A 26,492-nucleotide genomic window follows, 5' to 3' on the forward strand; every position below is an offset into this window, starting at 1 on the left:
AGAAATGTCTACCTGTGTGTCTACCAAAAGCATTCTTACATGACAAAAGCCGCCATTTAAGCGGCTTTCATTGGTGGAGGCGAGGGGAATTGAACCCCTGTCCGAAACCATATCCTCAAGAGCTTCTCCGGGTGCAGCTTGTGTTTTTACATTCCCTACGGCGGTCCCCCACAAGCAGGGTGCCGCTTTCAGTATCCTTTAAATCCATCCCGGCTCAAGGCTACCACCGAGACAGTTCCAGCATTTAACCTTCCTATGCCGAAGGCCTGACTTAATGACGCCGGCTACCCAAGGTGCAGGAACCCTGGACCGACGGATTAGCAGCCTTAAGCTGCTAACGCGTAATTGTAATTATCGTTTTTAGCGTTTAATTTTAGTTTCTCGTTTTTTAAGAGGCCTACGAGAATCCTCTACCCGCTACCCCAGTCTCAACAATCCCGTCGAAACCAGTGCGCCCCCATATTAAATTTTCGCTTTCTTAGAAAAAAGCGCTACCTCATGCTCTCTTTGAGCTTGCGGTCAATTTCACGCTTTGCATCTCTGTCCGCTATGTCCTCCCTCTTGTCGTATAGCTTCTTACCCTTTGCAACGCCTATTTCAACTTTAACCCTTCCATTTCTAAAGTATAGCTGAGTGGGCACAAGCGTCAGCCCCTTTTGCTGAATATATCCTATAAGCTTGTTTATTTCGTACCTGTGAAGCAACAGCTTCCTGTCCCGTACAGGCTCCTTGTTAAATATATTACCCTGTTCATAAGGACTTATATGCATTCCGCTGACAAATACCTCTCCATCCCGTATTCCGGCATAGCTGTCTTTAAGGTTTACCTTTCCCTGACGGATAGACTTGACCTCCGTGCCAGATAAAACAATTCCCGCTTCCAGAGTCTGCTCTATAAAATATTCATGTCTGGCCTTTTTATTCTGAGCCACTATTTTTTTAGCTTCACTCTTTGCCATATAATTACCTGCCAATATCCCTTACTTAATTTCAAAGACAAAAATAACCCTCCGTCACGAAAGGTCTGATTTTTTCAAACTCACTTTTACACTATCTCATTATATCACTTTAAACCTTCCTGTCAAGTTTGCAACAATTGGAAAACAAGCCGCTTCCGCAAAAAAAAACGCTTTTATTTTAGAAATAATAACCCCGCATGTGTCAGCCAAGACAGCATTTATACATTGGCGGCCTTTTTGAGCTTTTCCAGCAGCACATATTCTATCTTGAGATTTCCCCTTCCTACACCTATCTCAATTCCATTTTTGAAGCTGCCGTGAAAATCACTTCCTCCTGTCACTAAAAGACCATGCTTTATAGCAAGCCTCAAGAGATTGCCCGTGTCGTCTGCGGAGTTATCCACATAGTATGCTTCAATACCCTTCAGTCCCGATTTAACAAGGTTTCCAAATAGTTTGTCCAATTCACTCCAGGTATGATAAAGATATATCGGGTGAGCCACAACAGGAATTCCTCCTGCCCGTAAAATTTCCTTTATTCCCTCTTCCGGGGTAAGCTTGTCCTTTTTAAAATAAGCCGGCCTTCCTGTTGAAAGATATTTGTCAAAAGCCTCCTCTATACTTTTTACATACCCCTTTTTAAGCATTGCTTTGGCTATATGCGGTCTTCCCACAACACTTCCCATAACCTCCGCCTCAACTTCCTCAAGAGAAATGTTAAAGCCAAGCTCATTGAGACGTTTAATTATCTTTGGGTTCCTTACATCTCTGTTCTCTCTCAGTCTGGAAAGTGCCGGCTTTATGTTGTCATGCGCTCCGTTAAAAAAGTATCCCAAAATATGCATTTCAGGCTTGTAATTCGCACTTATTTCCACTCCCGCAATTACTTCAATTCCCAATTTTCTGCCTTCATCAGCGGCCTCATCCACACCCTCCACGGTGTCATGATCAGTGATAGCAACCGCATGGAGTCCACATTTGGCAGCATGTCTTACTAATTCCCCGGGACTCATGCTTCCATCCGAGGCAGTCGAATGTGTATGCAAATCTATATACTTATCTATATCACTCACCACCCTCTAAGCTCCTTATTTGTTTCAAGAAAACCTTTCATCCCTGCAAATTGCGGGAGGAAAGCTGCCCTCATACATCATGTTAACAATTTTATTCATATTTCTTAACGCTCTGCAAGCCTGCTCCTTTGTCACAAGCCCGCCCTCAATCGCTTCAGCCAGTTCGTCTGCATCCATCACTATCACCTTGCCGTCGGGCATAAGCTTTACATCAAGAAGCAAATCAATTAATACGTATTTATCACAAGAGCTGTCGTAATCTATATCTATAATGTCACAATACCAGTAAATAAACTCCCCGGAATTATTAAAAAATTTACTTATTTTTATTCCCTGTTTTAAGAATGCATATGATATCCCTCCCGAAATATCCGCCCGGGGTCTTATGGCCTTCCAGCGGGTTATAAGCATTTCCTCATCTCTGTATAGCAATTCATCCCCACTTATATCAACTGTTTCATCAGGTATATATCTCTTTCTCAATATGCAAGGCTTTTTCAACTTCTAAACCCTCCTAACTTAAATTAATGACCTCGTGTAAATAAGATTATATATTATACCCTTTAAAGTGTAAATTTGATTTTTCTTATTTATTAATATAAATTTTAGTAAATGCAAAGTGAGTAGAATATTTCCCACAACATTTTACATTCTGGAATATAATGGTATAATTTTATATATCATATGAGGAGGGAGAAAATTTGAAGCAGAAAAAATCGTGCCGCAACTGCATAAGAGGAACTGCTATTACAGTAAACAATGATATACTTTGCAAGGATAAGGGAGCTGTCTCTCCTGATTACGTATGCTCAAAGCACAGGTTTATACCCGAGCCCAAATCATATAAGGAGATGAACCTAAAGTGCATAGACTGCGAAAATTTTATTGTTTCAAGCTCTTCTGCAAAGGGAGCCCGCGCTTTAGGACTGTGCCAGCTCTTCTCGGTAAGGCCGTTTGACGGGAAGGAAAAAAATGCGTGCTCAAAGTTTGTAAAAAAGACTGTATCCGAGGTTTCATAAGCAAGCACAATATCTTTACGCCTGCCGGTTTTAAGCTGTTATGTTTTATATCCGGTTTGCCGATATAAAAAACAGGTATTATTTTAAAAGCAGGGGTGAATTATTTGAACTTAAGCGTACAAGATATTTTTTCTCAAAAATTAAATGAAATACAAAGCAGAGTTCCTCTTAAAATAAAGGGAATAAAAGAAAATACGGCTTCCTTTGAAGAAGCGTTAAGCAGCTCAATAGACGCAGCTACCCGTTCTTCTTCATATACACCCTCTACAGGTGCAATAGATAAGCAGGGAAACGATCGTAGCAAGGATGTTCAAAGAGCAAAGCTGGCTCTGGCAAACAACACCTCGTATATTCCTAAAGAGAAGGACAAGCTTATGGATATGATAAACGCAAATGTCGAGCTGGCCTCAAAAAAATACAACGTGGACAGTGAGCTTATCCGGGCAATTATAAAGCAGGAGTCAAGCTTCAATCCCTATGCCCTTTCACATACAGGAGCGCAGGGACTTATGCAGCTTATGCCCGGTACTGCCGACGGCCTTGGTGTAAGAAATGCCTGGGATATATCTCAGAACATAGACGGCGGGACAAGGTATATAAGAGATCAGCTTAAAAATTTTAACGGCAATACCAAATTAGCTCTTGCTGCCTACAACGCCGGCCCAAACAGCGTTTATAAATACAGCGGAATACCTCCGTACGCTGAGACACAGAATTATGTTTCAAAGGTTATGAACTATTACAATCAATATTCTGCGGTGGATATGCCTTAAGGTGTATCTGCTGCTATTTTAAGCTCATTTTCTATTTCATCTATTCCCTTTCCCAGAAGGTCTCTTTTAGTAAAATCAAACATTATGGGAGGCAGGATTATCAAATCCGGCTGTCCATTGGCTTTCAGGTACTCTCTGGCGGTAAGTATTACATCCTGAGCAGTAAGAAGCCCCGCACACACAATGTTCCCTCCAAAAAAATTATTTTTTACGCTTAATATCTCATATGAAAACGGAAACACCGTTTTTTTAAATAAATCCCTCAATATCCCCGCAGCCAGTACCGATGTCATAAATAAAACCTTTTTTATTTCCTCCTTGCCCTCAAGCAGCCTTTTTGTATTATTCCGCCTCACTACAGTATTGACATCCTTTACAGCCTCTGCGCTTACATCATACAGCACTACAAATCCGGGAGGCGAGTTTTTAGGCTTGTCCAGCTTAATTTCAATCACCCGCCCCTCCTCTCTGGCTACTTTTAAAACGGGCTTTGCAAGCCTGTATATTTTATCAAAGCCTTCTACTCTGGTTTTAATTACACTTTCGTTAACGCTTAGTATAACATCATTCTTTTCTATCCCGGCATAGTGTGCGGGAGTTTTATTTATAACACCCTCCACCCTGCAATTCAGATCCCCGATTAATGACGGCTCAAGAATTACAGGTATTGAATATTTACCCTCAAGAGCTTTGATTATTCCGGCACAGTGTGTGAAAGCATCATTAAAATTTGCAGAATCATTTGTCATTGACGTATATCCCGGGAGAAACGCCCTTACTGTTTCGGCCCCGTTTCTCTCCATAGAAGCAATGATATTTTCAATGTCATTTTCGTCAAGTATCTCCGGCAGAACCACAAAGCTCCCGCTGAATCTGATTCTGCCTTTTAGAAGTCTAAGCTTCTGCTCTATATTATTTTCACTTTTCAGTCCAAAGATCAGCATCCTTTTTGCAGCATCCACACTGTTTACCGATATATTTAATTCTATATTCCCCAGCCGCGCGAGGCTATCTATAATACCGTCATCAAGGAGTATTCCGTTTGTCGTAATCTGAATAGGGGTATGGCTGAACCTGTTTCTTATCATCGAAATAATTCCCTCAAACTCCTTGTGAAGCAGCGGCTCTCCCTCAATGAGCCTGGTTGCCGACTCTCCTATTACTATCTTGCGATCAGGTGAAATGAAATCTGCCAATTCATAAAAATCCTGCAGCTTAAGCTTTGGAATTCTAAACACCTCAACCTCCCTAGGGTTCTGCTTATGGCTGCAAAAAATGCAGGAGGTATTACATTCCGATATTACAGGCAGAATATTGGTTCTAAAAATTGTATTTATAATGTAATCCTTGGTTGCTGTCTTCACTTATTTCACTATCCCTGCTTATTATAATGGATATATCTTATAGTATGATATCTGTATTCAAAAACATAAAATCCCGTCTATTATTATCAAAAACAACTTTTGTCGACTTCTAAAAAATAGTAATTTAAGCGCATGTACAAAATTTAATCCACACTATCCACACCTTTATCCACACCCTTAAAGACCTGCAAATTAACCTTTTGAACAGAGTTTCCACATTATCAACATGACACAATTCAACAATAATCTACATGCTGAAAATTACGCCTTATAGGCCTAAAGCACTATTAATCAGGCAGTTTATGTACTCTCACTACACAAATATTTCTTATCAAAACCTCTTCATTTTATACATCTTGAACACATTTTGTTATAATATGGCGAATGCCTCGCATAACATAAAAAATTAATCTCCTGCATATTAACATCAAAAGTTATCCACAGCCTATCTTTCCCCAAGCCTCAATCCGGGAACTGCGTTCAGCGACAGATCCGATATATTATTTTTTTTATATTCATAATAAGCCGCACATGCTATCATTGCCGCATTATCGGTACACAGAACCGGCTCAGGACAGCATACTTCAAGTCCGATGGCCTCCGCACAGCCCTTCATTTGCTTTCTAAGGGACGAATTCGCTGCAACTCCTCCTGCTAAAGCCACAATTTTTACCTGTTTTCTTTGAGCGGCCCGAAGAGTATTTTCCACAAGGACATCCACAACCGCCTGTTGAAAACTTGCCGCCACGTTTTGTGCATCCCATGCTTCTCCCTTTTGCTCGGCCTTATTAAGATAGTTCAACACAGCCGTCTTTAACCCGCTAAAGCTAAAATCCAAGCTTTCGTTCCCGAAGCGCACTCTTGGGAAGTCTATAAGCCTGCCGTCTGCGGCTTGTGCCGCCTTATCAATAAGGGGGCCTCCGGGATAGCCCATTCCCAATGCCCTGGCCACCTTGTCAAAAGCCTCTCCCGCAGCGTCATCTCTGGTTTGTCCCATAATTTCAAATTTGTGATAGTCCTCCGCATACACAATATGACTGTGCCCTCCGGAGGCAACCAGACAGACAAAGGGAGGCTTTAGTGCCTTGCTTTGAAGATAATTAGCTGCTATATGCCCCTCTATATGGTGTACTCCTATAAGAGGCTTATTGAGAGCATACGCCATTGCCTTTGCCGCAGACAAACCCACAAGAAGCGCGCCAACAAGTCCGGGGCCATATGTAACTCCTATGGCATCAAGATCTTTTTTCTCAATTCCCGCATCATGAACAGCTTGATCAATAACAGGTATAATCAGCTCTACATGCTTTCTTGATGCAATTTCAGGAACTACTCCCCCAAATTTCTGATGTACATCTATCTGCGAGGAAATAACATTTGACAGGATCGTCCGTCCATTTTTCACAACAGCCGCAGAGGTTTCGTCGCAGCTTGTTTCTATTCCCAAAACCAGCAAATCTTTCAAGAAACACACCTTCACTTTCAACCACAAATTTTTCTGTATATTAATTTTAGCCTATAAAATAAAAATATGCCGACTTTTAAACAGACTTTTAGTATAATAATAGCGCATGTATTTTATTTTTACAAGGAATTCGTTCACATCCCTTTTATATAATTTAGGCTTTTGCATATGGGATAACGATAGACAAAAAAAAACATGAAGCTTGCCGCTTCATGTCCTCCAATAGGAGAAATGCTAATGTTCACTAAAATAATATCAAAGCTTCTTGCAATTTAATATAGTTCATTGGTACTTTATTTTAAGCCAGCCTTAGGGCTATAGTACTAATTTAAAACAGAGGAGGAAATATTTTTCCGCTTATAAGCTGCTCAAGTATTATAAGTATTCCTAAAGCGAAAACATAGTATGAAAAAACCTTAAGGCTTACCTTTGAAAAAATCCTCAGCATAAACCTTATAGCTACATACCCCGATACCCCGGCAGCCACAATCCCTGCTATAAGAGGCCATACTCCTATGCTCGCCAGAGCTGTGCTTCCCGGCTCTGCAATATCCTTCAAATCCAGCAGCGCCGCTCCAAGAATGGGGGGTATAGACATAAGGAACGAAAATTTAAGCGCGAATTCCCTGTTAAGCCCCATAAGCAGAGCGCCTGCCAGTGTAAGTCCCGATCTCGATATGGCAGGAAGTATAGCTATTCCCTGAGCAACACCTACCATAGCTGCATCTATATATGTAGTCTTCTCAGCACCCTTATTTTTGCTTCTAATACTCTCAGCAAGCCACAATATCACACCCGTAAGTATAAACCCAATCCCTAGAGTTTTGCCCGATTGAGATATCCTCTCAAACATATCCTTAAACAAAAATCCTATTGCAGCAGTAGGTATTGTCCCCACCACCACAAGCAATGTGAGCTTTGAAAATGGCTTCTTAATCATGTTTAGTATGTCTTCCCTAAAAATCCATATTACTGCTATAACTGTGGCAAAATGCACCGCCACATTAAATGTTAGAACTCCTTCTTTAATTCCGAACAGCTTCTGAATCAGCACAAGGTGCCCGGAGCTGCTTATAGGCAAAAATTCCGTTAAGCCCTGCACAATCCCTAAAACAATGCCTTGAAATACATTCATCTTTAAATTCCCCTCCCTAATAACGCTCCCCTGTTATCCTGCAGTATCCCCAAAAAAAATATATTCCCTGCTGCCATTTCTTATTCAAGAAGCTTTTTCGGTTTCCTTATACCTGGCCACGTACTTACCCTTACTGTTTTTTACAAATGGCCTGTCCTCTTCAGGCAGTCCCCATAATCCGGCACCCTTTTGGACAGCAACATCCTGCAGGCTATAAAAATACTCCGACATTTTGCTGTTCGGCGACACTATCTCAACTCTGGCAAATCCGTTTCTTACAAGCATTCCGTTCAAATAGCTGCCGTCATCCAAAACAACATGTGCAAGCAGACGCTGGTATCTATCCTTGACTCCCTTTTCAAATACCAGCTTTACATCCTTATTTAAGACGATGCTTTCTGTAAACTCAAATGCGGTTTTTGAGTAAGCCTGCTCCTCCACACCCGGCTTTACGCTTTCAGGAGTATCCACATCAAGGAGCCTTACCTTATATTCCTTGCTTTTATATTGGATCTCAAGCGTGTCCCCGTCCACCACCCTTGTCACCTTCGCAAAAATAAACCTGTTAGAGCCTATCCCCTGAGACTTGACTGTATCAATATCATAAGGAGCCTCTACCGAAACAATTTCTGTATCATTATAATATCCGGGCACTGTCCCTGTCAAATCTGCATCCTTAAGCAAGAAAGCCGCCAACAGTATTATAATTGCTGCCAATGGTGTAAAAACTTTTTTCTTTTTCCTCATTCGTTTTCCTCTATTTCCCACGTTATAAATTATGTACATAATATTCTACCATAAGTTTCGCCATACTCAAAGGTTGTCAAGGGGACGGTTAATGCCAAGGCAAAGCAAAACCCCTGTGTTGTTTTTGAGGAATGTCCCCATTGCAACGGGGGCGTGCGGAACGCCACGGGGGGCGTTCCCTACTGGGCTATGCCTTTCCGTATGTCTAAAAAGTCAGGGTTGTTTTACGATACTGTCAGTACACCGCTCTGCTGCTTTTGCAGAGATCGCTCCTGAACCTCGCTGTATTTTACGTTAAATACAATCTCCATAACCTGCTCTATGGTCTCCACAGGAATAACCTCAATGCTCATGTCCTCAAAGAGCTCCTGCCAATTCTCGGTAGGTATCAGCACCTTTTTTATGCCTGCAATAATCGCCGCCTCCACCTTGGCTACAACACCGCCAACAGGCTTGACCTTGCCTCTTATTGAGATTTCTCCCGTCATTGCTATGTCTCCCCCTATGGGAACATTTTTTATGGCAGAGTAAATAGCGGAGGCAATCGCTATTCCTGCCGACGGCCCGTCAATAGGCACTCCCCCGGGAAAATTAAGATGAATCTCGTAATCCTTGCAGTCTATATTAAGATACCTTTTCAGCACTGTAAGAACATTTTCAATAGAAGCCTTGGCAGAGCTGGTTTTCTTCAGCCGGTGGCCCCTTCCGTCCATCTCCTCCTCTTCCACAATGCCCGTTACCTTAATGTTTCCTTTTCCCTGCTCCGACTTTATTGCAGATACCTCAATGTCTATAAGCATCCCTGCGCTGTTACCCATGACAGCCAGACCGTTTATACAGCCCACCTGTTCAATGGCACAAACCTTCTTCTGAATGCGGGGACTGTAGTGCCCAAACTCAATAACCCATTCAACATCCTTTCTGGAAATCACATCCTTGTTTTCAACCTGAACCACACCGCCCGCTATCTGGATAATATTCACGGCGTCCCTTCCATTTTGCGAATATTTGGCCACAAGCTCCTCTACTCCCTTTTCGGTCTTAAAGCCTCCCTTAACAGCCGCATTATGAGTAATCAAGGATATTTCTTCCGTCATAAGGGGCTTGAAGTATATCTCAGCACATCTCGATCTGATAGCAGGAGGGATTTCGTCAGGTGTTCTTGTCGTGGCTCCTACCAGCCGGAAGTCGGCAGGCAGCCCCTTTTGAAACATCTCATGGATATGTGAAGGTATATTGCTATCCTCGGAGCTGTAATAGGCACTTTCCAAAAAGACCCTTCGATCCTCCAAAACCTTTAGAAGCTTATTCATTTGTGTGGAATGAAGCTCCCCTATTTCATCTATAAACAATATTCCTCCATGGGCTTTTGTAACCGCTCCCGGCTTGGGGTGAGGAATACCAGCCGCACCGTATGCTCCCGCTCCTTGATATATAGGGTCATGCACAGAGCCCATAAGGGGATCTGCAATTCCCCTTTCATCAAATCTCAGAGTAGTGGCATCAATCTCTACAAATTTTGCATCCTTCTTAAAGGGTGAAATAGGTATCTGCTTGGCCTCCTCCAGTATAACCCTTGCCGCGGCAGTTTTCCCCACTCCCGGAGGCCCATAAATTAAAACATGCTGGGGATTGGGCCCGCACAGCGCAGCCCGGAGAGCTCTCAGGCCCTGCTGCTGCCCCACAATGTCCTTAAGCGTCGAGGGCCTTGTCTTTTCAGACAATGGTTCTGTAAGCTTTATTTCTCTCAAACGCCTCAGCTTGTCAAGCTCCTTTTTAGATTCCTTATCTATGGTATTCTTATTTCCCTGCTGGGATTTTAACAGGTTTAAAAAATATACTCCTATAATTATTGAGAAAAAAAACTGTACAATAAATAATGTAGTCGTAAGCAAAGCTATTTCCTCCTCAATTTGCGGCCTTAACCATTTTTTAGTCTTTAGTTAGTATTAGCAATGAAGCTTATTTTATCCCGATATAAAAACGAAGGATTATTTTTCAAAATTTTTTTACTTTAGGGCATTATATGTTATAATCATAGGAGTTTATTTTTGAATACACTATATAGCTTTCATAATTTTTATTGCAATTAGGTGGTAAAAGCTTGTTTAAACTTATAGTATTTTTAAAACCATACAAGAAGGAATGTATTTTAGGCCCTATATTCAAATTGCTGGAAGCCATATTGGAGCTGCTTTTGCCCACAGTCATGGCTCTTATAATAAACTATGGCGTTGCCATGCGCGATATATCCTATGTGCTGAAGATGGGTGCCGTTATGGTTGTTATGTCCATACTGGGCTTCGGCAGCTCAATGATATGCCAGTATTATGCCGCCAGAACCTCACAGGGCTTTGGCACATCCCTGCGGGATGCTATTTTTAAGCATATATTGTCGCTGTCATATTCCGAGATAGATAAATTTGGAGCACCCTCTCTTATAAACAGAATTACAAACGACGTAAACCAGCTCCAGTTTGCTGTTGCCATGCTTATACGCCTTGTAATACGCGCGCCCTTCATATGTATAGGCGCAATTATTATGGCAATGATACTGGATTTTAAGCTGGCACTTATTTTGATTGCCGCAACTCCCGTTTTTGCAGTTATATTATATTTTGTGATATCCAGAGCCTCACCCCTGTATCAGATGATTCAAAACAGGCTGGACAAGCTGGCAAGCGTCTTGAGGGAAAATCTTTCGGGAGTGAGAGTAATACGGGCATTCGCAAAATCAGACAGTGAAAGCCTCCGCTTCAATGCTTCCAGTGATGACCTGACCCGCATATCAATACATGTGGGCAAAATATCCGCCCTCTTAAATCCGCTTACCTCTCTTGTTATGAATGCGTCTATTATCGCTATACTATGGCTAGGCGGCTTACGCATCAATTCAGGGCACCTGTCGCAGGGCGAAATTATAGCGTTTGTTAATTACATAACACAGATACTGCTTGCTCTTATAGTAGTCTCCAACCTTGTAATCATATTCACAAAAGCATTTGCTTCCGCAGGGCGGGTTGGCGAGATTTTGGCAGCTCAGACATCTATCATTGAAAATCCCGCCAAATCCTCCTCTTCTGCCGCACATACCCCTGCAATTGAGTTCAGAAACGCATCCTTTGGCTACAGCCAAACAGGCGATATGGCTCTTACAGATGTATCGGCAGCTATACGGCACGGTGAAACTGTGGGAATTATAGGGAGCACAGGCTCAGGAAAATCCACCCTTATAAACCTTATACCCAGATTTTATGATGTGTCAGAGGGTGAAATACTTGTATACGGATTAAATGTTAAAGACTATTCGCTTCGGGAGCTGCGCAAGCTGATAGGCATTGTGCCTCAAAGAGCCCTTCTTTTCACCGGCACCATAGCTGAAAACATACGCTGGGGAAAGCAGGATGCCACTGATCAGCAAATAATAGACGCAGCTAAGACAGCGCAGGTTCACGAATTTATTTCCGGGCTTCCCGACGGCTACGGCACGCAGGTGTCGCGCGGAGGCGCCAACTTCTCAGGAGGACAGAAGCAGAGGCTCACAATTGCCCGCGCTCTGGCAATGCAGCCCTCTATACTGATACTTGACGACTCCTCAAGTGCACTGGACTTTGCAACAGACGCCGCGCTGCGAAGCTCCCTCAAGAAAAGCAGTTCGCGCATGACGGTATTGATTGTTTCACAGCGCGTCAGCAGTATAAAGCACGCGGATAAAATAATCGTCCTTGATGACGGACGCATTGCAGGAATAGGTACACATTCCCAGCTCATCGACAACTGCGGAGTATATAAGGAAATATGTCTTTCCCAGCTTTCCGGCGAGGAGGTATCAAAATGAACACAAACAAAGACGCTGTAAAAAAAATTCTAAAATATATATCAGCTTATAAAGGCTTTGTGTCAGGGGCAGCCGCATGTGCTTTCTTAAGCGTGGCCACAAGTCTTGCAGGCCCTCTGCTCATAGGCCTGTCGATAGACAGTATGCTTGGGCGGGGAGCTGTTGATTTTAATTTTATTATGAAAATTTTAGTTGCCCTGGCCTTTATATATGGAGTCAACAGCCTTGCTATATGGCTTCTTACGTATTTGACAAACTCTATTGCCTACAGAACTGTGAACAGTATGCGCAGGGATTTATTCAGAAAAATAAATACTCTTCCTCTTAAGTTTTATGACACAAACCCTCATGGCGACACTATAAGCCGCTTCGTAAACGACATGGACGCAATAGGAGACGGTATGCTGCAGGGGATATCGGCTTTGCTTACAGGGGTGTTTACCATTTTAGGAGCAATAGGCTTCATGCTGTACATAGACCCGCTTATGTCGGTTGTAGTAATTCTGTCGGCTCCCGTATCATTCCTTGTAGCACGCTTTATTACAAAGCGTTCTCAGCAAATGTTCAAGGAGCAGGCAAAAATCCTAGGCAGGTTAAACGGCTATGTCGAAGAGATGATAGGGGGCCAGAAGGTGGTTCAGTCCTTTGGCTTTGAGCAGCAGTCCTTCCGGCAGTTTGGCAGCATTAACAGCGAGCTGCATAAGGCGGGCATTAAGGCTCAGTTTATTTCATCCCTTACAAACCCCTCCACCAGGGTAGTAAACAACATTACCTATGCAATTACAGGCATTATCGGAAGTGTCAACGCCATACTCGGCCATATTACAGTAGGGGATATTTCCAGCTTTCTTATCTATTCCAGCCTGTTTTCAAAGCCCTTTAATGAAATAACCGGGGTATTAACGCAAATACAAGCAGCGGCAGCCTCGGCCCGAAGAATATTTGCCATAATGGATATGGAGTGTGAAAAGCCTGATGAGCCGGAAGCTTCAGACATTAAGCAGCCTACGGGTGCTTTGAGCTTTGAAAAGGTTTTTTTCGCATACGATGTTAAAAACCCGCTTATTAAAAATTTCAACCTGAGTGTAAAGCCTGGAAGCAGGATTGCTATTGTGGGAAAAAGCGGTGCCGGCAAAACGACTCTTGTAAACCTTCTTATGCGCTTTTATGAGGTGGACAGCGGGAAAATATGCGTAGATGGCACAGATATAGGTGATATTACCAGAAACAGCCTGCGCCGGTGCTTTGGAATGGTTCTTCAGGACACCTGGCTGTTTGGCGGCACCATAAGAGACAACATAGCATACGGCCGCCCCGAGGCAGCAGAGCAGGAAATCATTGATGCCGCCAAAGCGGCCGGAGCGCATGGCTTTATAAAAAGACTTCCAAAAGGGTATGACACCATTATCACCGACGCCGGAGAAAACCTGTCTCAGGGTCAGAAGCAGCTTCTTACAATCGCCAGAGTAATGCTGGCCAATCCGCCCATGCTTATACTGGATGAAGCTACAAGCAGCATTGATACAATGACCGAAATCCGCATACAAAAGGCCTTGCTTAAAATGATGGAAGGCCGGACAAGCTTTGTAATAGCCCATAGGCTTTCTACAATACGCGAATCCGACCTCATTCTCGTTATGGATCAGGGCGACATTGTGGAAAGCGGAACCCACGATGAGCTTTTAAAAACAGGCGGACACTATGCAAAGCTTTACAGCAGTCAGTTCTAAATGAACATAGTGTTTGGCAGGGCTTAAATTGTAATTTCAATAAGGTTACCGTCAGGGTCCACAACGCAGCTTTCATAGCAGCCGTCTCCCGTCATGCGCGGCTCACCTGTGACGGTGTAGCCGCTGAGCCTTATAAGCTCTGTAACTTCATTTACCCTCTCCCTGCTTCCCACAGATAATGCCAAATGTGCATACCCGCATAACGGCTTTCCTCCAGTTCCGCACTTGCCCTGCACAGTCGGGGTTGACATCAGCTCAATTTTTGCGCCCGAATCAAAGGCTATAAAATAAGACTGGAACTGTTTTTGAAGGTTTTCGTATTTGTTTCCGCATGTCCCGCCAAAAAAACGAATATAAAAGTCCTTCATTCTCTCTAGCTTATCTGTCCACAATGCCACATGGTTTATTTTCATTGTACCACTCCCTTGCGCTTATTGTATTCCGCTTTATTTTCGTGCGGACGGTACCTTGACGATATGCCAACCCGTAAAAATAAAAGCAAGCATTAATGCCGAGGCTGCAAATATGATCTGTGGTATAACCTCAACAGTAAATATATCGGCAAAATATCCTATTTGTGTAGGTATAAGCACTCCTCCCAGTGCAGAAAAAACCGATATAAATGCCGTGACCATACCTGATTGTTCAGGAAAGTGTGATGTTGCAGAAGCCATTACAGTAGGAAAGATCCCCGCCAGAATAAACCCAAGCAATATTATGCATATTAACACAGCTATGTCTGATGGCGATATTAACAGTATAAAGGCTGCTGCCACCCCGGCAATGCCTGAGGCCGTCAGGTATCTCCCGAAGCCCATATAGTCGGCTATTTTGCCTGTAAACAAGCGTGCTATAGTAAGTGAAACCCAAAAAAATGTAGTAACGAGGGTGGGCGGTATTAATCCTCCAGGAGAAAGCTTTTCCCATAGAGCAGGTATCCAGCCGTAAACTGACGTCTCTATTCCTACATATATAAATATAGAAGCTCCTGCAAGCCATATGAAAAGATTTCTGTAGGCCGTACCAAAATATGATTTTTTCTCTTTAGCATTCTCATTCACCTTTATTCTAAAAAGCATAATGCCTACTATTAAAGGAAGAACTGCACATATTCCGAAGCACGCACGCCATCCTAATAAGGACTTGGAAGACGCAGTGACCAGTATGGGGGCCAGAATAGCTCCTACTCCAAAGAAAAAATGAAGCCTGTTCATTGCATTTCCTTTATTGCTGTCACAAAAATCTGAGCACAGAGCGTTAATTCCAACCTCGTAAATTCCAAACCCCACTCCGGCAATAATATTCCATATAAACAAGGACGTAAAGCTATATGATGCCATGCTGCCTAAAAGCCCGGTGGCAAGAAATATACTGCCTGCTATCAATAAGGGCTTTTTTCCTAGCCTGTCCGCCAGATAGCCCCCTATAATTGCAGTAAGACACATTCCTAAAAACTGTCCTGACAAAATCAGCCCTGACTGGCTGTAATTTATGCCAAGGCTGGTCCTTATGCTGGGAAGTGCCGCTCCCATAAGGCTTGATACTGCTCCTATAGTTAAAAAGCCTATGTAAAGAGTTAATCGCAAGAGACTAGTCATTTTATCTCCATTTCCAGTACAGGTCAATTCCTTTTAACAGCCTGTACTTAACCATTTTTAGCTTATAATTAATCTTGCTGTTCAAGAAATTCTTTAAAATCATACTCTAATGCAGTCATGGTATAATTTTTGCCCTCTTTAACAAACAACACATCGCAAGGGGTTTCACTGCTTAATTTTGTATCTCTGTAATGGATTTCTACAGAAGCATAAACTTCCTCATACTCATTTATTCCCTTTGCAATGCATTCAGTTATGCACCGGTTCTCTATCCTCAATATAGCCGCGGATTTTGGACATAATTTAATTTTGAGCAAATCATATTCTTCAAATTTATTTTTAATTTTTACTGTATGCCAAGCCGTGACATCTGACCTCGATAATATAAAGACATGCTTTATATCCGATAGGTTATGATTGTGGCACCACACCTGCGTTTGGGTTTCTTCCGCCATAACATCATAGTTTCTTGCAATACTCCTCATAAGGTGTGTGAATAAATATGAATCTCCATTTTCTCCTCCCTCAAACGGGTTATAGGACACAAAATAAGCAGTCCCTTCGTAGTAGTCCGCCTTATAGCCTATAGGGCATGAAGACGATGTATATAGCTGCTTTCCGGGTATACCGGCAAGAATTCCAATGTCCCGCGCGCTTTCATTAAACACGTCCAGGGGAGCCTCCTCCAGCCTTTTTATCTCTGAGTGTGTAAACAGCACCTCTCCCAAAATAGTACAAGGCTGAAACTTCTCATCATACTGCGGAACCTCGCGCAGCAGTATAAGCTTTCCTCCGTTTTTGACATATTGGGCCAGCTTAAGCTGCACGCTCTCTTCCATGAAGAATGCTCCTACAATTACAATAGCGGGATTCAGCAGCAATGTATCCATGTCGCAGGTTTGAAGGTTAACTATAGAAAAGTCATAGTTCAGTGCCCTCATATTGTGTTGAAATGCATCAAGGCCTTTAATGCCGCATCTTGGCGGATTAACCTTCATTTGCTTCCATGCCCCCTTTGAGCTGTCCCATGAAGCGGCATAAGAATAGGGAGGATATAGGCCATATGCGGCGGCTATGCTGGTACAGGAGTTTAAAAGCTCATTTCCATGCCTGTCCAGATATCCCGTCAGCAGCTTTAAAACCTTATATTTATATCCCACACCTCCCTCATGGGAAATGGGGCTGCAATCAGGATATGGCCTGTCATAAAGGCTGTCCAGATTGTCATCCCAGCTTGCAGTGCCTATTCCCGTGTACGCGTTAAACCCTGTGGCTCCGTTAGCAATTGCCAGAATCGTTTGAAAATACGGTATTATCGGATACCTGTATTTACTGTCGTAAAGTATGGAAAATCCCCAGTTCTCTTCAAGATTCGGACCCTTTTGCCTTTTGGCGAGAGTTAAATACTTATTATAGGCCGAATTATCATATGCCACTGCTCCAACCCAGCCTGTAAAGCCATAAAAAGTATTCCTCCACAATTCGGGCTGTACTTTTGCAAGCCAATACTCCATACCCGATTCCCCGGAGGTATACGCACATATATTTGCGAAATGCGGAAGCCTCAGATCGGTGAGGCTGCCATACTCCTCATACAGTGCCTTTATATAATGCGCCTGACATTCAGACCAATCAAGGTACTTAAGCACCTGATTAATGTGAGAAGGATTTGCCCATGAGCAAGGAGGCTCTATACTGTCAAAGCTTTCATATGATGCCTCATGCAATGCGTTATAGCATTCTATATTCTCATACTTGCTCTTTAAAAATGCCGTGAAAAATTTTATTCCTGATTTTGAATAGTCATAGTCAAGGGGCGACAGGTTTATATTTGAGTACATTCCTTCGTTCAAAGACTGTATCGCAATTATATTTCCCCTGGGGTAAATATTGGGTATTATCAATTCCCTATTTACAATTTCAAACCAGTTCCTTACAGCATCCCTGAACCCCTCACAAAGAGGAGCCGGAAGAGGCCTGCTTCCAGGAACCTTCTGATATCGGCTGTTTAACATGCTTTCTATGCCCTTGCACTCATCCGGGCTTATATAATCGGGAAGTCCGTCATAATTTGTCTCAGCATGTATAAACGGCCCCGGCTTTATTAAAACAAAAAGCCCCTTTTGCCTGCACAGCTCTATAAAAAACTTTACATCTCTGTTTCCGCACGTTTTACCATCCAGATCCACTACTATGCGATCCCCCGATTTGATTGCATGATGCCTCCATGGCACATAAAAAGTAACTATAGATATGTTTGCTTCCTTAAGCTTTACCAGCCTGTCCTCCCAGTTTTCTTTTTTATCCCTGTAATAAGGATAGTCTGATGCAAGCAAAAGCTTCTTCTCTCCGCCAATATGATAAATACCGTTCTCTACATATGTATATCCCTTCATTTTAGAGTATCCTTTCCCCTATAATAAGGTTATTGTTTAATGCTGCCCTAATCCGAAAGAAGTACTACCTTCAAATCACGTATCTCCTTACGTGCTCCTGTCTCAAGGTCATAGCCCATTAATTGGTCAAAAGCTTCTTTGTATTTTTCCAGAGAATACTTTGATGTTACCATAGTATGCACATTCTCAAGGCTTGACGCATATTGCAGGGCGGCCTCCGTCATCTGGTGAACCTCGCCTGCTCCGATTATACTTATACCTCTGGACAGCAGGCTGAAAGGGTTAAAAGTAAAGCTATAGGTTTCATCAAAGCCCATAGGTACAATTCTCCCGCCTTTTGCTATAAAGCTGGCAGCGGTTTTAAGCTGGTTTCCCACAGCATCTATAATCACATCAAACTTTCTTCCATAATTTATTTCATACACCTTCTCTTCCGTAAGCTCGTCCGGGTGGAAAACATAGTGTGCATATTTCCTCGACATATCGGCCCTGTATTTGTCTATCTCAACAGCCGCCGTAAGTCTGGACAATCTTCTGCTTACCATCTGGCACAGTATGCCTATAGGGCCTGAGCCTATTATAAGAACAGAATCATCAGGCTTAACCCCCGACTTCTGAAAAATATTCATTACACATGTAAGAGGCTCAACAAGCACCGCTGTTTCCCAGCTCATAGAGTGGGGGATTTTATACATAAAGCGTTCCTCGCCTACATAGTAATCCGCAAAGGTGCCATGAGTCCCTATTCCCAACTGGTAGTCATCAAAGGTTTCGCAAAAGCAGGTCAAACCTTTGCGGCAATAATAGCATTTTCCGCAAAACTGAGTAGGGTCTATGACAACCCTGTCGCCTTCTGAAAGTCTGGTAACACCGCTCCCGATTTCTACCACTGTGCCTACAGCTTCATGCCCTATTATCATTCCGGGGGTAGCGGCAACCTTACCCCTTAATATGTTTAGATCCGTACCGCATATACCTGTACCATATATCCTTACTTTTACGTCATAAGGACCTTTAAGCCCGGGAGTCTCTACTTCCCTCAGCTCCAGCTTTTTTTCATTTGTCCATACCAAGCCTCTCATATAATAAGCTCCCTCCATATAGAATTTTTGCACAGGGGAATGGCCAAAAGCGCCGTTACACTTTTTTGCCATTCCCTGCCTCCTTTGAACATCAAAGCATTTGAATACCGCTCCAATTGATATTATTAATCAGCTCCTGATGCAGCTCTCTGGTTGACGCCGCTATGCAGGATTGTTGATTATGATAGGTTAAATCAAGTAAAAGAGTGTCACCAAGCGAATTCCCATATGCATCCGTAATTACAACTCCGGCTTTTTCAGCCAGAAAAACGCTTGCCGCTATATCATACGGAAAAAGATGAAGTATCTTGCCATTTCCTACGCTTTGAAATGCAGGCATAAGAGATGGGTTATCCTTAAGTATGCGGTTTCCTATATCCACATGTGCATCAAGCTGTCCCGTTATTATTCTGGATATTGAAAATGAGGCGCTGTTAAATATAAAAACCCCTCCGTTGTTGGCCGTATAATCGATTATATTGCCATACGCCTGAGTCATCAGTCCGGCCGGATGTCCGTTAAACTCAATACTCCAGAACATATTTCTCATACTTGTATTGAGGCTCAGGTTCGGTATCGAAGCCCGATAGCCATAGTGAAAAATCCGATCATGCCTATAGTCGGCATACATATAAGCTCCTGACTTTAACTCCTTTAAAACGGCAAACCTGACATCCTTAATTCTTGCATCCTGTGAAAAAGGAGCAGCGGCGATAGATATACATGACATTTCCAGATCTGCCGCCGCGGGCCTCGTACCGTCAATGGGATCAACAATTAAAACATACTGGGGGTCTTCCCCTATTATTTTCATGCCTCCGTCCTCAGTATAAATGGCCATAGCCAGAGAGCGGCTTGCCGCATATTCCATTACAGCCTCTTCAGCCATATCGTCTATATTGAACTGTGCATCCCCCGCATCGGAATATCCTCTTACGGAACGGTTTTTAAGCATACCGCTTTTATTTGATATACGCCTGAATACATAATCCGCAAGATTTAAAATATACTCTTTCATAGACACCTCCCGGCAGCTTTGCCGCACAAAATTTAAGCTAAAAACACTTTTTTATGATATCTCCGACAGCAGCTTTTCCAGTCTGTCACACAGCTCTTCGCATTCGTCCTTCTTTATATTTAGCGGCGGGCGGATTTTAAACACATTTCCGTAGCCGTATCTGGACGTACGAAGTATCAGGCCAAATTCCATGGCTCGTTTGGCTATTTTATTTGTCAAGGCAACATCAGGCTCTCCGTCTGAATCTACCACTTCAATCCCTATCATCAGCCCTACGCCCCTTACATCCCCTATAAATGCATGTTTGCCTTTTATAAGCTCCAGCCGGCGCATTATGTAGTCTCCGCACTCCCTTATATTTTGAAGGAATCCGTCTCTGCTCACAATATCCAGTGTCTTGCTTGCAGCAGCGGCAGCCATTATATTCGCTCCAAAGGTAAAGGAATGATGGTGGCCGTCAAGTCCCCCCAGACGCTCCTCAGTCAATATTGCCGCCACCTGAAATCCCGTTCCTCCCAGACCCTTTGCAAGCGTCATTATATTGGGCTTGATATCAAAATAGTCCGCGGCAAACATCTCTCCCGTTCGTCCAAGCCCCGTCTGTATCTCATCAAATATCAAAATGATTTCCTTTTCCTTGCACAGCTTTTCCAACGCTTTGAAGTATCCCGGCGGAGGAACTATATTTCCTCCATTGCCTGATATCGGCTCTACAATAATACATGCTACCTGCCCGCTGCTGGAATATTCTATAAAATCATTTATTCTTTCTACGCAAAGCATTCCGCAAGTTTCCGGCTTCTGGTTGTAAAAACACCTGTAGCAGTATGGATCGGGCACATGAAGCCCCCCGCAGCATGTGCTGGGAAAGGGCTGTCTGCGAAAGGCATTTCCCGAAAGATTCATCATCATCATTGTCTGTCCGAGGTGACTTCTGAACAAAGAAATAACATCCCTCTTTCCTGTATGGTGCATAGCTATTTTAATGGCCCCTTCGTTGGCCACCGACCCTCCCGAAACCTTCAAATGCACCTTTGTAAGATTTTCAGGACTAAGCTTAACCAATTTTTCCACAACATCATTTATAGGCTTTGTCTGGTATGAGGACGTAACATGGATTAAATCATCCATTTGAGCTTTAACCGATTCTATAACCTCCTCGTTGCTATACCCTAAAATAAGGTTAAATGTAGCCGCAGCACAGTCTATATACTCTTTTCCATCCGAATCGTAAAGGTATATACCCTTTCCCTTCTCCATTACCACATCTTCAACACTGTAATAGATATTTTTCTTAATATCCTGCATATTCCAGTCTCCTTTATCGTTTATTTTTAAAGTTCTCAAGCTATATATAGCGATAAAGATTTTACACGGAGGATATAACTTGATGGAAGAAATTTTTTTGACCCGTAAGGAATACATCTAAGAAAAGTGAATGAATGCTCGGGCCCTAGAGACATTTCCCTCAAATTCATCTTTTCGTTGCTATTAAAAATTTCTGTAAGCAATTATATCCTCTATGTTTGTAAAATCTTTATCGCGTCCTATATAAAAGCAATCTCTCAGCTATGTACTGAAAAAATTCACCAATATACGACTATTTTTAATTCTCCTTGATTATGCAGTATTCATGAATACAATAAATAAGAGACGAATTTTACACCCATTTGTAAACATATGTATGGATTTAAGTAAAATATTTTTTCAGGTTTACAAATTTTTATTTTTTTGTCTCTAATAGTAAAGAGGAGGTGATATCTAATATGGAATATAACAAAAAATTTATAAAAAATTATTTTAGCAGGAATCCAAAACCAGAAGAGACTTTTAATGCTGAAAATTTTCTTGAAAATGTCTATTTTATTACATTTACAAGCTATTTAAAAAAAACATTTTTTGAAACAAAAAAGAGATATTTTATAAGGGAAAAAGCCATCAAGGACAAAGTAACATACATAGATTCTGTCGATATACTCTCGTCAGATACTATAGATCCTGTGGAAGAAATGAAAACAGATATTGAAAACAGCATCGAAGACCCTTGCTTATTTAAGGCAGTCAAGTCTTTGACTCAAAAGCAGCGTACAGTTTTGTACGGCTATTATATTAACGGCAAATCAGAAATAGAGATTTCCAAGGAGCTGAAAATAACAAGACAGGCGGTAAACAGAATAAGAAACCGGACGCTTAACCACTTCTACAGCACATGGGGTGAAAAAAAATGCTTAAAATAAGAACATTGATATTACAGGCAAAAGCTGGCGATCAGGAAGCCTTCAACCAGCTCAGGGACATCTTTAACCCAATGATAATAAAATACAGCTATCTTTTTGGAAGTAAGGATGAGGATTTGTATAGTGAATTAATAATTGCCTTTATTAAATGTATAAACAAATTTGAGATAAACGAATACTTCTATATCAATCAATTCGAAGCCTATTTATCTAATATAGGCTCGCAGGAAAATTTTTAAGCTATGAAGCCGCTTTATTAAAAAAGATAATTATTCGGGGGATAGCTGATAATCCCCCTCATGCCGGAGCCTCATTCCACTACCTCCCATATATCCTTGCCCTCTTTAATATACCCATATTCAATGAAAGTATCGTTTACTGTCTCAGTCTCCCTGCTATAGTAAGCCACGGGCACCTCTACCTCCAGCGACCCATACTTATAAAGCTTGCCGTCCAGATATTCCCTTTTCATGTTTTTTAAGTCAGGTATAAGCCTTATACCCAGGTTAGAATCGCTGCAATAAGTAGCTCTCCAGAACTCCGTATTGGTCACGCCCTCCTTCAGCCTTACCTTTACCCGCTTATATGCCATCCTTCATCTCCCCAGACAATTTTTCCGATGTAAATTTAAATTATACCAATATATTTACCCTCTATTAAAATAATATAACAAATTCTCTGAAAACGGAAAAAAGAAATAACAAAGGACCTCTTTAAAGAGGTCCTAAATCCGTTTTCGTAATTCTTCATATTGATCAATTGATATTTCTATATCCTTTAATATTTTTCTAATAAGACCCCTTCCCAAGTCTTCCCCATGAAAAGGAACAACCGTAGTCCTTCCATCTTGATGCCTAAAATTTTTATGACTTCCTTTTTGACGGTTCTCATTAAACCCGAGGCTTTCCAATACTTTCACCATGTCCTTTGAAGAGATAACGGTAAGTTTGCTCATACAACAACCTCAATTTGCTGTACTCCTACGAATTCATTCTGAAAGAACTCATCATCTTCTGCTTCCAAACATAATTCTATTACCTCTTTTATTCTCGGAAGCAATTCTTCAACTGTTTCAGCCTGGGTATGGCATCCTTTCAACGTGGGAACAGAACCAACATATATTCCGTCTTCATCTTTTTCAATCAAAATAGTAAAGTTGTACTTTTTCATAATATCATCACCACCTAATAATATTATAGCACAAATCATCTTAATAATGTTCACTATTGGTTGCAATCATTTATGATACGTCTCACCGTTCATAATCTTAAATGCCCGAAATAACTGTTCAAGCAGTATCATTCTGGCTAATTGGTGAGGGAAGGTAAGCTTCGACATGGAAAGCCTGACGCGCGCCATGCTAAGAATTCTGTCATCTAAGCCCAGAGATCCTCCTATAATAAATGTAATATGTGAAGTTCCTGATACAAAAAAAGAGTTTATTCTGCGGGAAAATTCCTCAGACCCCAAACTCTCGCCTCTTATATCCAGTGCTATAACGGTGCTGCCTTCTCTTATTCTCTTTAATATATTGTCACACTCCCGGCTTTTAACCTGCTGCTCCTGCGCATCGCTTAAGCCTTCGGGCGCTCTGAAGTCTTCAACCTCTATAAGCTCCAGATCACAAAACCTTGAAAGCCTTTTCCTGTATTCCTCAATGCCATCCTTTAAATACTTTTCTTTGATTTTCCCTACCGCTATCACACTTATCCTCATACCTGCCAGACTTCCTTCCCAAAAACCAATACCGCGGCTGCCAATATTTTTTAATTATACCTCTACTACATCGCTTGTCCTGTCTCTCAATGCGACAGAAAGCATAACATCTCTTCCAGCACAGATATTCTTCTCCGCAAGTGCGTTTAATACTGTCTGGTAAGCCAGCTCAGGGAAATTGTTTTCCCGGCTTAAATGCCCAAGAAAAAACTTGCTTGTTCCGTTCTCAGCCAGATACGCCACTACCTTTCCCGCCATTTCATTTGAAAGGTGTCCCGAATCTCCTAAAATTCTCCTCTTTAAATTCCATGGATACGGGCCAACCTTAAGCATTTCTATGTCATGATTGGCTTCCAGCAATATAAGCTGGCTTCCATACAGGCTCTCCAACAAGCTCTTTGTTATATGTCCAATATCGGTAGCGGTTGTTACCTTCGTGTTCTTTAAAAAAAAGTTGAATCCCACAGGCTCAGAAGCATCATGAGGAATGGGAAAGGTCTTTATTGAAATATCGCCCAGCTCAAACTCAGTGCCCGTATTAAAACACCTTCTATTATTTATGCCTATATTACCCAATTGCTTTTCCATACACATCCACGTGTTTTCATTTGCATATATGGGTATATCAAATTTTCTTGATATAATCCCTGCACCGCGGGTATGATCGGTATGCTCATGAGATACAAGCACGGCACTGAGCTCCGAGGCATTCTCTCCTATTGATTCAAGTGCCTGTATTATTCGTTTGGCACTTACTCCCGCGTCTATTAAAATATTTGTTTTACCTGAGGAAATGTATAAGGCATTACCACTGCTCCCGCTAAATAAACTGCAAAACTTTATCATACATACCCTTCTCTTAAGTGCCAAAGCCCCATAATTTTTTTAGCTATGGCAAGCCTGTTAAGAGTTTATCTCCGGCTTGCCATCATCAACTCTTTTTATATCCGCTCCAAGACTCCTCAATTTTAATTCAAAAGCCTCATATCCTCTATCTATGTACTTTATATCGTATACCTCGGTATACCCTTCAGCTATTAACCCCGCTATAACCATTGCTGCTCCCGCCCTCAAATCAGTAGCCCTTATCGGTGCCCCCGAGAGCCTTTCGACCCCCTCGATTACAGCCATTCTTCCTTCTACCTTTATCTTGGCGCCCATCCTGTTAAGCTCGTCAACGTACTGAAATCTGGAATCCCATATCCCTTCCGTAACTGTACTGGTGCCGTTAGCCAGACAAAGAAGAACTACGGCAGGAGGATGAAGGTCGGTAGGAAACCCCGGGTATGCTAGTGTTTTTAAATTAGCCTTCTGTATGGAGCCTTTTGAGCTTACCCTTATCCAGTCTTCCCCCTCAACAACATTTATGTTCATTTCAATAAGCTTTGCACTTAACGACTCCATATGCTTGGGGATCACATTCTTAACCACAATATCCCCGCCTGTGGCAGCGGCAGCAAGCATAAATGTACCGGCCTCAATCTGATCGGGTATGATTGTGTGGGTAATATTTCCTTTAAGAGAGGAAACCCCCTTTATTTTTATAACATCAGTCCCCGCGCCCTTTATATTTGCCCCCATTGCATTGAGAAAATTGGCCAGATCCACCACATGGGGCTCCTTTGCAGCATTCTCTATTGTAGTAATCCCCTCTGCCTTTACAGCGGCAATCATAAGGTTAATGGTCGCTCCCACGCTTACTACGTCCAGATAAATCTGGCTTCCTGCAAGCCTTTCTGCTGAAAGCTTTACAATACCATGCTCAATTTCAACACCCGCTCCCATAGCCTCAAACCCTTTTATGTGCTGGTCTATAGGCCTAAACCCAAAATCACAGCCCCCCGGAAATGCAACCTCCGCTTTTTTAAATCTGCCAAGAAGAGCACCCAGCAGATACGATGACGCCCTCATCCTTCTCACCATTTCATATGTAGCCTTATATGAATTCAAACCCGATGCATCAATTATTATGGTATTCCTGTCCTCATACTTCATCATAACTCCCAGTTGAGAAAGGACATCCATCAGTATTCTTACATCACTTATGTCTGGGACATTTTCTATCCTGCAAGGTCCATCTACCAGTAGCGCTGCAGGGATTACCGCAACTGCAGCATTCTTTGCACCGCTTATGTACACTTCACCACACAAAGGCTTTTGACCTTCTATAACAAATTTTTCCAAGTATAATCCCCCAGCTTTCTCGTCTTTTGCGGTTAATTTCACACACGTCATTGTGTACTTATATTCAATTATCAAATATTTCTGGTTTTACGAAAACTATCCTTTGACATTATACCACTTTAAAAAAAATAGTGCTACTAAATTGATTTAAATGTTTT

At 42.1% G+C, this 26,492-nt stretch carries 26 protein-coding genes and 1 other RNA gene; 6 read left to right on the forward strand and 21 right to left on the reverse strand.

The features are described 5' to 3' along the window. Positions 1–71 precede the first annotated feature (71 nt). The 4 genes from ssrA to DFR58_RS20100 form a co-directional block, all read right to left on the reverse strand. Positions 72–459, reverse strand: a transfer-messenger RNA (tmRNA) gene (ssrA, locus tag DFR58_RS20085). A 32-nt stretch (positions 460–491) separates the two neighbouring features. Beyond that, the gene (gene smpB, locus DFR58_RS20090) at positions 492–959 is read right to left on the reverse strand and encodes an SsrA-binding protein SmpB (RefSeq protein WP_114300046.1); all 468 of its coding nucleotides are present in this window, start codon (positions 957–959) and stop codon (positions 492–494) included. 218 nt (positions 960–1,177) lie between these two features. After that, positions 1,178–2,035 (reverse strand): PHP domain-containing protein, encoded by an 858-nt coding sequence (locus DFR58_RS20095; protein ID WP_479722754.1) that lies wholly within the window; start codon positions 2,033–2,035, stop codon positions 1,178–1,180. Between the two features lie 21 nt (positions 2,036–2,056). Continuing rightward, a complete protein-coding gene (locus DFR58_RS20100) occupies positions 2,057–2,533 on the reverse strand; it encodes a ribonuclease FAU-1 family protein (protein WP_114300048.1) in 477 nt (158 codons plus the stop codon). A gap of 200 nt (positions 2,534–2,733) precedes the next feature. Between DFR58_RS20100 and DFR58_RS20105 the strand changes: the two genes are divergently transcribed. Beyond that, entirely contained in the window at positions 2,734–3,051 is a 318-nt protein-coding gene (locus DFR58_RS20105) for a hypothetical protein (RefSeq protein ID WP_114300050.1), read from the forward strand. 95 nt (positions 3,052–3,146) lie between these two features. Then, a complete protein-coding gene (locus DFR58_RS22440; RefSeq protein WP_479722755.1) occupies positions 3,147–3,824 on the forward strand; it encodes a lytic transglycosylase domain-containing protein in 678 nt (225 codons plus the stop codon). On the opposite strand, the gene DFR58_RS20115 is transcribed toward DFR58_RS22440, so the two are convergent. The 5 genes from DFR58_RS20115 to lonB form a co-directional block, all read right to left on the reverse strand. Further along, positions 3,821–5,188, reverse strand: a complete 1,368-nt coding sequence (locus tag DFR58_RS20115; protein ID WP_114300053.1) for a DUF512 domain-containing protein — start codon at positions 5,186–5,188, stop codon at positions 3,821–3,823. The genes DFR58_RS22440 and DFR58_RS20115 overlap by 4 nt on opposite strands. 445 nt (positions 5,189–5,633) lie before the next feature. Beyond that, complete coding sequence (gene tsaD, locus DFR58_RS20120) at positions 5,634–6,653, reverse strand: tRNA (adenosine(37)-N6)-threonylcarbamoyltransferase complex transferase subunit TsaD (protein ID WP_114300055.1); 1,020 nt, start codon at positions 6,651–6,653, stop codon at positions 5,634–5,636. 328 nt (positions 6,654–6,981) lie between these two features. Beyond that, the gene (locus DFR58_RS20125; RefSeq protein ID WP_114300057.1) at positions 6,982–7,788 is read right to left on the reverse strand and encodes an undecaprenyl-diphosphate phosphatase; all 807 of its coding nucleotides are present in this window, start codon (positions 7,786–7,788) and stop codon (positions 6,982–6,984) included. Positions 7,789–7,872: 84 nt separating this feature from the next. Further along, positions 7,873–8,535 carry a thermonuclease family protein gene (locus tag DFR58_RS20130; protein ID WP_170138251.1) on the reverse strand — a complete coding sequence of 221 codons (663 nt, stop codon included), beginning with the start codon at positions 8,533–8,535 and terminating at the stop codon, positions 7,873–7,875. A 224-nt stretch (positions 8,536–8,759) separates the two neighbouring features. Further along, complete coding sequence (gene lonB, locus DFR58_RS20135; protein ID WP_114300061.1) at positions 8,760–10,430, reverse strand: ATP-dependent protease LonB; 1,671 nt, start codon at positions 10,428–10,430, stop codon at positions 8,760–8,762. Between the two features lie 209 nt (positions 10,431–10,639). Between lonB and DFR58_RS20140 the strand changes: the two genes are divergently transcribed. Then, on the forward strand, positions 10,640–12,373 hold the full coding sequence (locus tag DFR58_RS20140) for an ABC transporter ATP-binding protein (RefSeq protein ID WP_114300064.1): 1,734 nt from the start codon (positions 10,640–10,642) through the stop codon (positions 12,371–12,373). Then, positions 12,370–14,103, forward strand: coding sequence for an ABC transporter ATP-binding protein (locus DFR58_RS20145; protein WP_114300066.1), 1,734 nt, complete (start codon positions 12,370–12,372; stop codon positions 14,101–14,103). Before DFR58_RS20140 ends, DFR58_RS20145 begins: the two co-directional genes overlap by 4 nt. Positions 14,104–14,126: 23 nt before the next feature. Here the strand turns inward: DFR58_RS20145 and DFR58_RS20150 are convergent, their stop codons facing one another. The 6 genes from DFR58_RS20150 to DFR58_RS20175 all read right to left on the reverse strand — a co-directional run bounded on the left by DFR58_RS20150 (position 14,127) and on the right by DFR58_RS20175 (position 21,505). Further along, the gene (locus DFR58_RS20150; protein WP_114300068.1) at positions 14,127–14,516 is read right to left on the reverse strand and encodes a VOC family protein; all 390 of its coding nucleotides are present in this window, start codon (positions 14,514–14,516) and stop codon (positions 14,127–14,129) included. A gap of 33 nt (positions 14,517–14,549) precedes the next feature. Continuing rightward, complete coding sequence (locus DFR58_RS20155) at positions 14,550–15,701, reverse strand: MFS transporter (RefSeq protein WP_114300070.1); 1,152 nt, start codon at positions 15,699–15,701, stop codon at positions 14,550–14,552. A 68-nt stretch (positions 15,702–15,769) separates the two neighbouring features. Continuing rightward, positions 15,770–18,097 carry an alpha-amylase family protein gene (locus DFR58_RS20160; protein WP_114300072.1) on the reverse strand — a complete coding sequence of 776 codons (2,328 nt, stop codon included), beginning with the start codon at positions 18,095–18,097 and terminating at the stop codon, positions 15,770–15,772. Positions 18,098–18,144: 47 nt separating this feature from the next. Then, complete coding sequence (locus tag DFR58_RS20165) at positions 18,145–19,251, reverse strand: zinc-dependent alcohol dehydrogenase (RefSeq protein WP_207659296.1); 1,107 nt, start codon at positions 19,249–19,251, stop codon at positions 18,145–18,147. A gap of 19 nt (positions 19,252–19,270) precedes the next feature. Further along, positions 19,271–20,197 carry an inositol monophosphatase family protein gene (locus DFR58_RS20170; RefSeq protein WP_114300074.1) on the reverse strand — a complete coding sequence of 309 codons (927 nt, stop codon included), beginning with the start codon at positions 20,195–20,197 and terminating at the stop codon, positions 19,271–19,273. Positions 20,198–20,248: 51 nt separating this feature from the next. Continuing rightward, positions 20,249–21,505: an aspartate aminotransferase family protein gene (locus tag DFR58_RS20175; protein ID WP_207659297.1), complete on the reverse strand. Its 1,257-nt coding sequence runs from the start codon at positions 21,503–21,505 to the stop codon at positions 20,249–20,251. A gap of 458 nt (positions 21,506–21,963) precedes the next feature. Here DFR58_RS20175 and DFR58_RS20180 point away from each other — a divergent pair, with 458 nt between their 5' ends. Together DFR58_RS20180 and DFR58_RS20185 are read left to right on the forward strand one after the other, a co-directional pair. Continuing rightward, positions 21,964–22,434 (forward strand): sigma-70 family RNA polymerase sigma factor, encoded by a 471-nt coding sequence (locus tag DFR58_RS20180; protein ID WP_114300075.1) that lies wholly within the window; start codon positions 21,964–21,966, stop codon positions 22,432–22,434. Beyond that, positions 22,422–22,673 carry a helix-turn-helix domain-containing protein gene (locus DFR58_RS20185; RefSeq protein WP_114300076.1) on the forward strand — a complete coding sequence of 84 codons (252 nt, stop codon included), beginning with the start codon at positions 22,422–22,424 and terminating at the stop codon, positions 22,671–22,673. The genes DFR58_RS20180 and DFR58_RS20185 overlap by 13 nt, the downstream gene beginning before the upstream one ends. Positions 22,674–22,744: 71 nt before the next feature. Here the strand turns inward: DFR58_RS20185 and DFR58_RS20190 are convergent, their stop codons facing one another. From DFR58_RS20190 to DFR58_RS20215, 6 genes are all read right to left on the reverse strand, one after another. Next, positions 22,745–23,026 (reverse strand): hypothetical protein, encoded by a 282-nt coding sequence (locus tag DFR58_RS20190; RefSeq protein ID WP_114300077.1) that lies wholly within the window; start codon positions 23,024–23,026, stop codon positions 22,745–22,747. A 132-nt stretch (positions 23,027–23,158) separates the two neighbouring features. Beyond that, the gene (locus DFR58_RS20195; protein ID WP_114300078.1) at positions 23,159–23,389 is read right to left on the reverse strand and encodes a type II toxin-antitoxin system HicA family toxin; all 231 of its coding nucleotides are present in this window, start codon (positions 23,387–23,389) and stop codon (positions 23,159–23,161) included. Continuing rightward, positions 23,386–23,604, reverse strand: coding sequence for a type II toxin-antitoxin system HicB family antitoxin (locus tag DFR58_RS20200; RefSeq protein WP_114300079.1), 219 nt, complete (start codon positions 23,602–23,604; stop codon positions 23,386–23,388). Before DFR58_RS20200 ends, DFR58_RS20195 begins: the two co-directional genes overlap by 4 nt. A gap of 66 nt (positions 23,605–23,670) precedes the next feature. After that, entirely contained in the window at positions 23,671–24,150 is a 480-nt protein-coding gene (gene rlmH, locus DFR58_RS20205) for a 23S rRNA (pseudouridine(1915)-N(3))-methyltransferase RlmH (protein ID WP_114300080.1), read from the reverse strand. A gap of 54 nt (positions 24,151–24,204) precedes the next feature. Beyond that, a complete protein-coding gene (locus tag DFR58_RS20210) occupies positions 24,205–24,996 on the reverse strand; it encodes an MBL fold metallo-hydrolase (protein WP_114300081.1) in 792 nt (263 codons plus the stop codon). A 57-nt stretch (positions 24,997–25,053) separates the two neighbouring features. Next, on the reverse strand, positions 25,054–26,334 hold the full coding sequence (locus DFR58_RS20215) for a UDP-N-acetylglucosamine 1-carboxyvinyltransferase (protein WP_114300082.1): 1,281 nt from the start codon (positions 26,332–26,334) through the stop codon (positions 25,054–25,056). Positions 26,335–26,492: the final 158 nt, after the last annotated feature.

The organism is Anaerobacterium chartisolvens (assembly GCF_003337415.1).
In the GTDB taxonomy this organism is placed as follows: Bacteria; Bacillota; Clostridia; order Acetivibrionales; family DSM-27016; genus Anaerobacterium; species Anaerobacterium chartisolvens.

Coding starts and splice junctions, on each gene's coding strand:
- smpB (WP_114300046.1), bottom strand. CDS start 959: ATGGCAAAGAGTGAAGCTAAAAAAATAGTGGCTCAGAATAAAAAGGCC.
- DFR58_RS20125 (WP_114300057.1), bottom strand. CDS start 7,788: ATGAATGTATTTCAAGGCATTGTTTTAGGGATTGTGCAGGGCTTAACG.
- DFR58_RS20130 (WP_170138251.1), bottom strand. CDS start 8,535: ATGAGGAAAAAGAAAAAAGTTTTTACACCATTGGCAGCAATTATAATA.
- DFR58_RS20145 (WP_114300066.1), top strand. CDS start 12,370: ATGAACACAAACAAAGACGCTGTAAAAAAAATTCTAAAATATATATCA.
- DFR58_RS20150 (WP_114300068.1), bottom strand. CDS start 14,516: ATGAAAATAAACCATGTGGCATTGTGGACAGATAAGCTAGAGAGAATG.
- DFR58_RS20155 (WP_114300070.1), bottom strand. CDS start 15,701: ATGACTAGTCTCTTGCGATTAACTCTTTACATAGGCTTTTTAACTATA.
- DFR58_RS20160 (WP_114300072.1), bottom strand. CDS start 18,097: ATGAAGGGATATACATATGTAGAGAACGGTATTTATCATATTGGCGGA.
- DFR58_RS20165 (WP_207659296.1), bottom strand. CDS start 19,251: ATGGCAAAAAAGTGTAACGGCGCTTTTGGCCATTCCCCTGTGCAAAAA.
- DFR58_RS20170 (WP_114300074.1), bottom strand. CDS start 20,197: ATGAAAGAGTATATTTTAAATCTTGCGGATTATGTATTCAGGCGTATA.
- DFR58_RS20175 (WP_207659297.1), bottom strand. CDS start 21,505: ATGCAGGATATTAAGAAAAATATCTATTACAGTGTTGAAGATGTGGTA.
- DFR58_RS20180 (WP_114300075.1), top strand. CDS start 21,964: ATGGAATATAACAAAAAATTTATAAAAAATTATTTTAGCAGGAATCCA.
- DFR58_RS20185 (WP_114300076.1), top strand. CDS start 22,422: ATGCTTAAAATAAGAACATTGATATTACAGGCAAAAGCTGGCGATCAG.
- DFR58_RS20190 (WP_114300077.1), bottom strand. CDS start 23,026: ATGGCATATAAGCGGGTAAAGGTAAGGCTGAAGGAGGGCGTGACCAAT.
- DFR58_RS20195 (WP_114300078.1), bottom strand. CDS start 23,389: ATGAGCAAACTTACCGTTATCTCTTCAAAGGACATGGTGAAAGTATTG.
- DFR58_RS20200 (WP_114300079.1), bottom strand. CDS start 23,604: ATGAAAAAGTACAACTTTACTATTTTGATTGAAAAAGATGAAGACGGA.
- rlmH (WP_114300080.1), bottom strand. CDS start 24,150: ATGAGGATAAGTGTGATAGCGGTAGGGAAAATCAAAGAAAAGTATTTA.
- DFR58_RS20210 (WP_114300081.1), bottom strand. CDS start 24,996: ATGATAAAGTTTTGCAGTTTATTTAGCGGGAGCAGTGGTAATGCCTTA.